Source organism: Marivirga sp., assembly GCF_024636815.1.
Lineage (GTDB): Bacteria > Bacteroidota > Bacteroidia > Cytophagales > Cyclobacteriaceae > Marivirga.
In genome coordinates this window covers 1-11,657 of the sequence record NZ_JAGXGF010000221.1, presented here as the reverse complement: position 1 = coordinate 11,657, position 11,657 = coordinate 1, and the positions used below count along the sequence as shown (strand labels likewise).

Genomic DNA, 11,657 nt, shown 5'->3' with positions numbered 1-11,657 from the left:
TATAGGATTAAGTGTTTTACAGGCACAGGTTAAAATTGGAGACAATCCTAGTACAATTCATGCAAGTTCATTGTTTGAATTAGAAAGTACTACCAAAGGTTTACTTATGGTAAGGATGACCACTGCCCAACGGGACTCTATGGATTCCCCTCCTAATGGTATGCAAATATATAACACCACTACCAATAGCCTGGATGTTTTTACAGGGAGCAATTGGAGCTCTATGGAATATACTCACCCGACCAGTAACGTGGTGCATGTATATTCCTTAGATGATTTACCTACGCCTTCAGGCAGTGAAATACTATTGGACTCGGTTAAAATGTACATATTTTCAGGAATAGTCAATATTTCTCCTTATTACTTAAACTTAAATGGTGCAGGTTTAAAGGGCAACGTAGGGAATAAAGATGGGGTAATGTCCAATATTAGTGGTGCTGTACTACGTAGTACAGATAAAACTGTATCTATCGATCATATTGGTGTTTTCCTTGCAAGTTCCGGCACAAAAGCCTATGATTTTGCTGATGCTACCGGCACAAAATTTTGCTTTATTTTTATTGGTAATACCGTAATTGAAGTAGGGATTCCGAGCCTGGGAGTTGGCCAGATCAGTGGGTTTAAAGCTATATACATGTCTAAAAATTATTGGGACTGTTCTGATGGAGTGAAAATCACCGGAAATGTAGGCCTTTTTATCGCATCCGAAATCTTTATTTCCAACATAAGTGCCGGTTCCGGGATTGAATTTTTGGCCGGGCTTACCATTGGCGATATTGACCTATCCAATAACTATTTCTACTATACAGGTCAAACAGGGGTGAAAGTGAATGCAGGAGCAGTTATTGACAATGGACGAATGAGCACCAATATGTTCCGTGGCCCAGCTACCAATATCAGTGGTTTTGATTCATATACTCCTGGGTGGGAGATGTCGCTGAATTCTGGCGTTCCCAATTCCCGTTCCTATGGGTATTTGTATATGGTAGAGAATACAACCGCCACGCTTACCGACCCAAATAACACCTATGTGAAACTAGCGGGAGCTACTACTTCTACCACCTTACAAAAGTTTTCTTCTCCATCTGCTAATAGGTTAACATATTTAGGTAAGAGAAACATAACAGCAAAAATTTTAATGATAGTCAATGGTAAATCTCCAGCAAATTCTGCCGAATTCACTATGGCTTTGGCTAAAAACGGAACTGTAATTGAAGCACCTAGGCAATCTACTGGAAGCATGGTTAATAATCAGGCATTTTCACTTATAATGGAATTAGAAATATCTATGGAAACCAATGATTATATTGAGGTATTTCTTAAAACAACCTCAAGTATCTCTTCTGTGACCATATCCGACCTTCAATTCCGTGTGGTTGATTAAAAGGATTAAGATGTACACTAAAAATACAAGAAGAAATGAAAAAGCTAACTATACTGTATCTCTTAATATGTTACAGTCTTTGCCTTATGGCACAGGACCATTTTACAAATTTCGGGAATATGCAAATAGATTCGGGTTCAAATATTGCGTTTTATGGTGATGTGATAAATAATGGAACTTTAACAGATGAAAGTGCTCTCGTGGCATTATCAGGTTCAAATGCACTAAGCATTCGAGGTGATTCTGTGGTTATATTTAATAATCTTGAAATCAATAACACCAGTACTTCAGGCATTTCATTACAGCAAAAAGTGCACATTAGGGGTGAAGTTATTTTTACACAGGGAATTATTTATAGCACGGCCACCAATTATTTAGTATTTAACAATTTAGCCACTGCAACAGCTGCAAGTAATAATAGCTTTGTTTCCGGCCCTGTATTTAAAACCGGCAATCAAGCATTTACATTTCCAATAGGAAACGGTAGCGAATATGCTCCTGTTGCAATATCAGCACCCATGCTAGACACCGATCAATTTAAAGCTGAATATTTTGCTGAAGATGCCGGTTTATTATTTAATCCAGAAAGCAAGGATGATTCTTTGCATCATATTTCAGGCTGTGAATACTGGCAGTTAGACAGAACAGCGGGTATTTCTGAAGTTAATGTAACCTTAAGTTGGGCCACTCGCAGTTGTGGGGTAGGTAATTTAGCTGATTTAAGAATCGCCCATTGGGATGGTGCAAATTGGAAAAATGAAGGTAATGGCGGTACTACCGGCTCCACTCTTGCAGGAACTATTATTTCGTCAAATCCATTGGTTAACTTTAGCCCTTTTACGCTTGCTTCCATTTCAAAGGATAATACCTTACCTATAACTCTATTATCATTTGAAGGCATTTGTCTGGATTATGAAACCGTTTTAAAATGGCAAACGGCCAGCGAGTCGGATAATGACTATTTTACATTAGAGTACAGTACAAATACAAAGGATTGGGAAATGATTACTGAAATTGCCGGTTCCGGTAATTCAAATTCAACCAAAAACTATTCGTATACCTTTAAACAAGCTCCGTCAGGAAATGTGTTTTATAGGTTAAAACAAACTGATTTTAATGGCGATTTCGAATATTTTCCGATAGTAGAAGTGAAAAGCTGTGTGAAAGATCTAGCAGATATAGAGTTGAAGGTTTTTCCTGTCCCTACAACAGCAATTTTCAATTTATCATTTAACAAACCCTTAGATCAGATTACCTATATGAAAATATATAATACACTTGGCCGAAGTGTATTCTCTTCTGATAATTTTCATTCTATTATAGATTTATCAGATCATCCTATGGGAATTTATTTTGTACAAATTACGCTGAGGTCAGAAACAATCACTAAAAAGATAATGATTGAGAGGTAGGAGGAATAAATAAGAAGGCTTAAACTAAGTAAGCTGAGTTTCTATGTTGAAAAACCATACAAAACAAGCTCAATACGTCATCTCGGTCTCGATGGATCGGGATTAATTTCTCAAAAAAGAATATTATCCGAGATCTCATGGTGGCAATTAGCAGGAGCTAGCGGATAAATTAAGACTTTTGAAAAATCATGTCTTAATTTTCCAGCATAGCCTGTCTCTTTTTTACGGTGACACTAACTTTATATAAATCAGGTTAGAAATCCTATATTTTTTTGCTTTTGAAGGGTTTTGAACCTCTCCAAATTCCCCATAGGATTTATCATTTTTTACCATGATTTATCCTATCCGTAATACTTCAAAAGGAGTAATCTTAATGCTGCTTCTTCAAAAACCGATTAAATTGATTCATGATAAAAAGGTGTCCCACCGCCTGGGTATATTTATACACTAGCCATGGTAAAGCCGGTACAAACCAATGAATGGCAGAAATAATATGCTGATCATCCATTACAGAACGGAATTCCAGCCAGCCCATATCACTTCTTTTACAAAGTACGCCTCCTGTTATATAAAAGAGCTTTCGATTTTCATCGCTACGGTTTGGCATGTACGTCAATTCTAAAAGCACTATATTAAAAAGGTGAAATCGTACAATATCACCCTCTTTTTTAGCCATCAAAATAAATTTAAAATACTGATCTAACCATTTAGGGTACATATCTGCAATCCAGCCTGCCGGTTTGTTAAGAGGATTATTTAATCGCTGTACACTCCTAACCGTATTGCGCTCCTCTTCCTTTTCATAGCTTCTTTGTATTTTAGGATATTCATCATCAAGGCTTTTTGAATACTCTCCTCAATTTTCACTTCCCCTTTCCAATGAAAGGCTAGGCTTTTGTCTGCCCGCATATCATGACGAAGGCTATCAATTAGAGGGGAAACAAAAGTGCTGCTGGTACCCGAAAATAATGCTACCCATAATTTTGAAAAACCAAGTGTAAAAAAAGGAATAGAGAAAATAATCCTCTTTTTATTCAGCTTATCAGCGGTTATTTTGAGCATTTCCATATAGGAAGTTTCTTCCGGTCCTGCTACTTCAATAGCTTCTCCAAATACCTCTTCGTTTCCTAAGAATCGCTCAATAAAAGCTAGCATATCTTTAATATCAACCGGTTCGGAAGGTGATTTACACCATTGCGGACAAGCCATGATCGGTAAACTTTTTACAAGTTGCTCTACCACTCGAAATGATGAACCGCCTGGTCCAATCACAATTCCTGCCCTAATAGTGGTAAGAGGGACTGATCTCGATCCAAGAGTTTTTTCTGTTTCGTATCTACTTCTCAGATGCTTTGAATATTCTTTTGTCTCTTTTGGTAAGATCCCGCCAATAAACAAGATTTGCTTGAGACCACAAGCCTCGGCTGACCTTGCAAAATTATCGGCTAGCAATAAATCTGTATTTTCAAATGAACTTTGATTCATTCTGGTACTGGGATTCATACTATGCACCAGGTATAATGCATAATCAGCACCTTTCAAAGCCTCAGTTGTGCTGGAAAGTGAATACAAATCTGCTTTTCTCCATTCTACTGATGGATACTGATTATCTTGTACTTCTCCCCTGCTTAGCGCAATAATATCATAGGTTTCATGATACTTATCTATAAACCATTTACCAATAAAGCCTGTGGCCCCGGCTATTGCAACTCTTTTTTTCATATTACATTAAGTCATATCGATGAAAATTGTTAGATGATTTAAATATTAATATAAATAATAAATTTGAACCTCAATATTTTTTCAATCCATAAATACTAATTAATTTAGCTTTTACTAAATATATTAGTATTATGAGAAGCTTAGGAAGTTTATTAAAAGCGGGCTATGTGCCACAAAAGGGACAGGAATTTTATCAAGCCTATAGCGATATCCCCAGTTTAAGATTTGTAGATATCGAGAAACGCAAACGAAGGCCTACTGAATACCTATTTCAGCCTGGCAGTCATGATAATTTAGATAAGTACTACCTTTGGCCCTATTTTCCCGGTAAACCTATTAAAGCTGTACAACTAGTGAAAGTCATCCCTTTCTTCTCCACGGGTAAAAAACATCAATTAGTTGATGGTGCGCTTCGATACAAAGATTTTATTTATTTCGATGAGGAGACTATTTATATGTTTCCTACTTTTTTTAGGCCTGTTTATTAATACTGAATTTAACTTGCTATGATAATATTACCACAAAAGATACAAAAGAACACAAAAGTAAATAACCAAGGTTATTTATTAGGAAAACTTATTTTCAATTAACCATAAATTAATTCTTATAAAATATTTAAGGTGTCAGTTAAGTATTTATGGACTTTATAGATTTAAAAATATTTGACTGATCCAATTTTATATTTATATAAAATCTATTGTGTTCTTTGTATTTTGTGGTTAAAATTCAGTGGTACTTCCCCCTGAAGGAGTTTTCACTTTCAGTTTCAATGCGCCAATGTTAGAGCTCAATATTACTTTTCAAGTATTAGTAATTTAAATACAAAGCATAACAAAATTTCCATTTAACTTGGGTGAAAATTTAAATCCCTTAAATGTTTCTTTATTTTTGACGTTATTGTTTTAAATCCATAGCCTTATGAAAAAAGTCATTATTGTTATTGCAGTCATTGTGATTGTAATTGCATCTACTTTTATCTATTTTTTTTACCTCCAACCTGTTAAGAAAAACAATCCCATGATGGCTGTTCCGCCCACTGCAAGCATGATTTTTCAAATGGAAAATCCTTTTGAGGAATGGAATGAGATCACCGATAATAAAATCTGGAATTATTTAAAAACCAATCCCTATTTTGAAGAGCTGGGACAAGAAATGGATAGTCTTACAGTAGATATGAAAAGCGATCAAAGTCTGTGGGAATTGGTAATGGACCGACCTATGGTGATGTCCGTTCATAAAACCAGACCTAAAGATTATGATTTCTTATATGTAATTGATTTACAACGTGCCACACAGTTCGATTTCTTCAAAAACTACATTAAAGATTTTAGTGATGATATTGAAAAGGTATATACCCGAAATTATCATGATGTAGAAGTGCTGGAAATAAAATTTATGGACTCTCCTACTACATATCATCTTTACATTTATGAGAATCTTTTAAGCGTTTCTTCCACTCATTTATTAATAGAACAATCTATCGATCAATTAGCAGAGCCTGTTTTAATACGCGATTTTGATTTCATTGATATAACCAAAGAGCTCGGTAGTAATGATATTAATATGTATATCAATTATGCTGCGTTTTCCGATTATTTAAAAATATGGATGGAAGATACTGAAGAGGAAAGCACTGGAGTGCTTAATCTTTTAAAATACAGCGGCATGTCGCTTGAAGCTACTGATGAAGTGTTTTCTGTGGAAGGTTATTCGAATGTAAAAAAAGACAAATCTAATCTGTTAACAGCTTTAATGAACTCGGGTAAAGGTGAAATTGGCGTAGGCACCATAGTCCCGGATAATGCTTCCTATTTTATGAGTTTGGGTTTTGATGATGCAAATGAATTCTATGGTGAAATGGAGGAAGTCCTCAAGGCAACTGAGGATGGCGAATCATATATAGAAAGCAAACAAAAAATTGAGAACTATCTTGAAATATCTATAGAAGATGATTTCTTAAGTTGGATCGATAATGAAATTGCCTTAATACAACTCAATTCCAATAGTGATAAAAACAAGGTAGAAATGGCAGTAGCCATAAAACATGATGGATTTGAAGAAACTAAAGAGCGACTAGGCTACATTGAACAACAAATTAGAAAGAAAACGCCAGTTAAATTCAAGGGAATTCGCTATAAAGAGCACGACATACAATTTCTTTCCATCAAAGGCTTTTTTAAGCTGTTATTTGGAAGTGCTTTTGAAGGAATTGATAAACCTTATTATACGATCATGGAAGATTATGTAGTCTTCAGCAATTCACCTCGAACTTTAGGTAAAATCATTTCCTCGGTAGCAGAAAAGAGCACCTTAGACCATACAAAAGAGTATGCTGTTTTTATGGAAAATTTCGCTTATAAATCCAGTCTGTTTATATACCTCAGTGCAAATGAATTATTAAGCGATGCGCAACGATTATTGGATGAGGAATCCTGGAACGAATTAAAACCGCATAAGCCCTATTTTAAAAGCTTCCCAATGATTGGTATGCAATTTAAAGCCGATGGCAAATTATTGAAACATCAAATCCAACTAAATTATTTGAACCATGAGCAAATAAGCAATTGGAATACATTGGTTACAGAAAGTGAATTTAGAGATGAAGAAGTAGCAGATACTACAGAAACTGAAGATGATGACTTAATCTCAATAGAAAATATTTTACCGGAAGACCTCAATAGCAAAACCTTTATTGAATATTACGATAACGATCAGGTCAAATTTGAAGTCTCGCTCAAAGATGGATTGAAACATGGTCGGTATTTTCAATTTGACAGCCTGGGAAATATGGTGGTTAAAGGTCGCTATAGAAATGATGAAAAGTCAGGCACCTGGAGATTTTATGATGAAAATGGTGATCTGATTCGCAAGGAACGGTTTTAATCAATCACGGTCGTCTAGCTCTAAAGCAATATAATGTACTTCTATCTGAGGATATAGAAGAATAGTATCTTTAATGCTAAATAAACAATCTTTTGTGTTTAAAAAATATGAAGAATGATAGTTTTGCGTTTCATAGTGTAATCTTCAAAAAAATAGATATACGTCTTTAAGCAAATGACACTAGAAAGCACCATCTGAGTATACCTAATTCGTCCTGCTCATTTCATCTTCTGAACCTGTTTTTCGTTGTCTCGCCCTTTTCAACTTCTGATTTCCAAAAGAGTAGCTTAGCCTCAGCATCACTAATCGTGTATCCCTGCGTATGCGATAATTCTGTGTAAAACCGGCTGCTTCTCCATACATGATAAATTGGTTTGTATGCAAAATATCCTGCATATTTAGTTTTGCTTGCCACTTTTCATTAAAAGCTTTTTGTATACCTACATTTAGAGTGCCCTGCCAGCCTGACACAAACATCGCTTGAATGCCCGGGGTATTGACCCAGCCTGATACTTCCCCTCGCCAGCCCTTACCTAATTTAATTGAATTATTAATGTTAATGCGGCCTGAAAACTGCTCCACTTCCAGCGGAACTCCTTGAAAAAGATATTCAAAACGGCTATAAAGCCCTACTAGGTTTGTCTGCAATTCCCACGCTTTCATGACAGAAATTGGAAAGCTTAAATTCATGCTGTAAACCTGCGAAGTACCCACGTTTTGTGGTATTCGTTCTGCTTTCTGATTATCCACCGGCTGTACAATTTTCACCACTACATCATTAATAAAACTGGCGCCAAAAGAAGTAAACACCTGATTTTTAAAGCCATGTTGAAGCTCCAGGGAATGTGTATATTGTGGGTTTAGAAAAGGGTTACCGCGCTCGAAAGAATAAGGGTCCAGGTACCATCGAGCAGGATTTAAGCTTCGATAATTGGGCCTATCAATCCGGTGGCTATATGAAAAAGTCAAGTTCTGCTTTTCACTCAGCTCTCTGGAGACAAAAAGGCTGGGGAACAGGTTTAAATAATCTCGCTCCACCCTTTCATTAAGGGATAAGGATTCACCTAAAGAATAAGTATGCTCTGCCCGCAATCCTAACTGCATTTCAGTTTTGGTAAATGGGTTACCTTTAATACTGGCATAAGCTGCGTTAACTCGCTCAGTGTACTGGAAGTGATTGGATAGCTCAGGATCCCTTTCCATCTCTCCTATACTGCCATTACTTAAACTCAGATTATTATCACTTTTTACTGAACTGCTCTTATAACCGGTCTCCATTTTCCATGTTTCTGACAACGAACGGTTGTAATCTGTCTTAAAAGTTAAAACATCAATAGTAACCGGCATTTGAATAACAAGTCCTTCTGGCTCATTTCCAGGATCCTCAGGAAGAATAGTGGCAGTAATCAAGTCACTGTTCATCTCACTATTAAAACGGCCAAAGTTAACGTCAGCCGTTATTTCCCCATCATTACCAAAACTATGTTGCAGGTTTAGATTAGCCATTTGATTAGATAAAGCATTGGAATTGCTTATTTCAGATAGGGTTTGTCTATACAGCGGTCCGGATTCCTGCCTACGGAAAGTCGTGCTAGCCTCTGGGATTCTATCTGTTCTATTATTCCAGAAACCGTTCCATACCACTCCTAAAGTAGTATTTTCTCCCACAAAATAATCCACACCTCCTTTTACATTTTGCCCCATTTGTTGTATTTTTATATACATTTCCTGCTCAATAATATTCCTTATGTCTCCATCGGCTTGATTACGATAGAGATCAAAATCAAGATAATTACCTCCCCTGTTTGCGCTATAACTACCGAATAAGTTGATTTTTTCTGAGCGATGATTTAGTTGTAGACTTCCTCTTTCCCTGTCATAACGGCCAGTGCCACCCGATAATGAGACAGAGCCGTTGGTGCCTATACTATTATTTTCCTTCATCACAATATTGATAATTCCTGCATTTCCCTCCGCATCATGTTTTGCTGAAGGGTTGGTAATAAGCTCTATTTTATCAATATTATCACTGGAGGTACTTCTCAGCATAGTTACTACATCGGTTATGGAAAGATTGGTTCTCCTACCATCAATCTGTACAATAACCCCACTCTTACCCATTAAAGAAATACTATTATTTTGTTGATCAACAAATACACCTGGAGCCTTTTCAAGCACTTCCAGCCCCGTACTTCCACTGGAGACAATACTATTGGCTACGTTGACCACTGTGCGATCAATCTTTTTTTCTATAAAAGGACGTGTGGTTTTCACTGTTATTTCTTCAAGCTGCTGAACATCGTCAGCTAAGGTTAATGGAGGGGAAGTAATTTCTGATAGCTCCTCTTCAACAGTTAAAGAAGAACCATATGATTTTTCATAGCCCACCATAGAGGCAGCAAGAAGATAGGTTCCGACAGGAACATTATAGATAGTATATTTGCCTATATCATCTGAAACTGCTCCTTTCACCAGACTAGAATCATTTTTGTTTAAAAGTAAAACATTTACATAAGGCACCGGTTCATTATTTTTATCCTTTACTTTGCCATTGATAGTAGATTGAGCTTGGAGGTGAAAAGTACCTCCAAATAGAAGCAGTGTAATTACCAGTGATTTCATTCTAATATGGTTTTTTAGTTTAAAAAATTTGACCAATATGTCTTTTTAAAGCTGAAGCAATTGATAAACATGCAAAGCACCTGGTAGTAATCAACATGAAATGAAAACCTTTTAAGATAGTAAAAGAGTTTGCTTAGGAGTCTGCTTCATTCACAATAAAACGTTTTAAAAAAATCTATAATATACTGTAATTCAATATTATATGCGCGTAAGGTACACATACATAAAATAAAAGTCAACTTTTTATCAAAAAACAACTTATAATGTTTATATAAAAGTGAATACGCCTTGAATAGGAAAGCTAATATTTAGTCATTATAAAATCATAGTGTGAGTTAAACTTTCTGCACTTTTAAAAAGAGTTCTTGCTCCTCCAAAGCTGAAAGGATATGAGGTAACATGGATAGCATTTATTATATCTCACAAATGGAGGGATTTATATTTATTTTGATTCAAATTTCTTCATCCCTTAAAACTTACTCCTTCCCAGCTCGATAGTCACGAATGATGCCCATTAATTTGTGGACCTGCTCCTTCTTATCTAGAAAATACTGATGCAGTGCAAATTTGCGCAAGTAATCCATCGGTATGCATTACGAGCGGTTTCTGTCCGTAGGAACGCCCTAAGAGATCGGGACGATTCGGTATCGGATTTGAGCCGCGGAAATGCATGCTCAGGTCCTATAGCCTGGCCTAGCGGGACTGTTTCAAAATCTCCCCGATACCAGAGGATTTGAGATTCGTACCTACTAGTAGTTTCATCCCACTCCACCATACTTTTGTGTCTATCGAACTCTGTGCTGTAATAATCCAAAATTTGATCCAGAATAAGGCGGTTCGTAATTGGATAGCCTTCTCTATAGGAGTGAAGCTTGACAAAGGTCGAACTTCTCAGCTTAATACCTCCAACGCTCCATGTTCTCGTTGCCAGCCCTGTCAGGCTGTCAAAGGAGAAATCTTTGTATTGAGTTCGTTCCAATAGGATTTTCCTGCGTTCGATCATCCACTCGGTAAGTTCAATTCCTTTAGTGAGCACGATAGTATCCTAAGACAGATCCTTAAGGAAACCCTCTAAAAGCTGATCCTCAATTTGGGCCCTTTGCCGAGACTCGTTCCAGTTGTTCAGCTGGAGCGCGAGAAGCACCCCAACCACAATCAGGATAATTTCTCCTATGGCATAGAGGAGGTATCGCCTGAACCGTCCGACTTCAAGCAAGCGAAAACGAATTCTCCGGAGTAAGGGACTCATGGCTGAAATTGGTTTGTGTGGAATCTTGTTTCATCCACGTCCCAAAACTTGTAGTTATAGACAATCTTAAACATTTGCTTTTTTTGATTTATTTTTCATGATTTAATTAATAAAACTCTACTCTTGAAGATTTTAGATTGCCAAATGCTATCTCTTTCATCTTTATTCTTTGACAATACCGTCCTAAATAAAAGAGAGCTGCCTGACAACACCGCACAGCATATCCTAAAGGATGAAGAAATAAAGCTCATCAATTACCAATCAAAGAAAAAGTATCCTAAAAAGCTTCGAAGAGTAGCTGTTTGGGATGATGAAAACCAGCAAACTATTGAAGTCATTACCAATAATTTTAAATGGTCAGCCCAAACCATAGGCGACCTTTATA

The 11,657-nt window shown here is 36.5% G+C and carries 7 protein-coding genes and 1 pseudogene; 5 read left to right on the top strand and 3 right to left on the bottom strand.

All coding sequences use genetic code 11. From position 1 onward, the window contains the following. Together Q0L29_RS15720 and Q0L29_RS15715 are read left to right on the top strand one after the other, a co-directional pair. A partial coding sequence (locus Q0L29_RS15720) for a hypothetical protein (RefSeq protein WP_296623167.1) occupies positions 1-1,384 on the top strand: 1,384 nt, incomplete at its 5' end. 119 nt (positions 1,385-1,503) lie between these two features. Beyond that, positions 1,504-2,796, top strand: a complete 1,293-nt coding sequence (locus tag Q0L29_RS15715) for a T9SS type A sorting domain-containing protein (RefSeq protein ID WP_296623165.1) — start codon at positions 1,504-1,506, stop codon at positions 2,794-2,796. A 370-nt stretch (positions 2,797-3,166) separates the two neighbouring features. Here the strand turns inward: Q0L29_RS15715 and Q0L29_RS15710 are convergent, their stop codons facing one another. Continuing rightward, entirely contained in the window at positions 3,167-3,472 is a 306-nt protein-coding gene (locus Q0L29_RS15710) for a hypothetical protein (protein ID WP_296623164.1), read from the bottom strand. Positions 3,473-3,552: 80 nt separating this feature from the next. Further along, the gene (locus tag Q0L29_RS15705; RefSeq protein WP_296623162.1) at positions 3,553-4,518 is read right to left on the bottom strand and encodes an NAD-dependent epimerase/dehydratase family protein; all 966 of its coding nucleotides are present in this window, start codon (positions 4,516-4,518) and stop codon (positions 3,553-3,555) included. Positions 4,519-4,649: 131 nt separating this feature from the next. On the opposite strand from Q0L29_RS15705, the gene Q0L29_RS15700 reads away from it, so the two are divergent. Both Q0L29_RS15700 and Q0L29_RS15695 read left to right on the top strand, forming a co-directional pair. Next, entirely contained in the window at positions 4,650-5,006 is a 357-nt protein-coding gene (locus Q0L29_RS15700; RefSeq protein WP_296623161.1) for a hypothetical protein, read from the top strand. Between the two features lie 430 nt (positions 5,007-5,436). Continuing rightward, positions 5,437-7,401, top strand: coding sequence for a hypothetical protein (locus Q0L29_RS15695; RefSeq protein ID WP_296623159.1), 1,965 nt, complete (start codon positions 5,437-5,439; stop codon positions 7,399-7,401). Positions 7,402-7,605: 204 nt separating this feature from the next. On the opposite strand, the gene Q0L29_RS15690 is transcribed toward Q0L29_RS15695, so the two are convergent. Beyond that, positions 7,606-10,023, bottom strand: coding sequence for an outer membrane beta-barrel protein (locus Q0L29_RS15690; RefSeq protein WP_296623157.1), 2,418 nt, complete (start codon positions 10,021-10,023; stop codon positions 7,606-7,608). Positions 10,024-11,395: 1,372 nt separating this feature from the next. Here Q0L29_RS15690 and Q0L29_RS15685 point away from each other — a divergent pair. Then, positions 11,396-11,657 (top strand): annotated as a pseudogene (locus Q0L29_RS15685) (hypothetical protein); the annotation flags it as partial.

Bases quoted from the DNA above. Each gene is read 5' to 3' on its own strand.
- Q0L29_RS15690 (WP_296623157.1), bottom strand. From the start codon at position 10,023: ATGAAATCACTGGTAATTACACTGCTTCTATTTGGAGGTACTTTTCAC.
- Q0L29_RS15695 (WP_296623159.1), top strand. From the start codon at position 5,437: ATGAAAAAAGTCATTATTGTTATTGCAGTCATTGTGATTGTAATTGCA.
- Q0L29_RS15710 (WP_296623164.1), bottom strand. From the start codon at position 3,472: ATGGCTAAAAAAGAGGGTGATATTGTACGATTTCACCTTTTTAATATA.
- Q0L29_RS15700 (WP_296623161.1), top strand. From the start codon at position 4,650: ATGAGAAGCTTAGGAAGTTTATTAAAAGCGGGCTATGTGCCACAAAAG.
- Q0L29_RS15715 (WP_296623165.1), top strand. From the start codon at position 1,504: ATGCAAATAGATTCGGGTTCAAATATTGCGTTTTATGGTGATGTGATA.
- Q0L29_RS15705 (WP_296623162.1), bottom strand. From the start codon at position 4,518: ATGAAAAAAAGAGTTGCAATAGCCGGGGCCACAGGCTTTATTGGTAAA.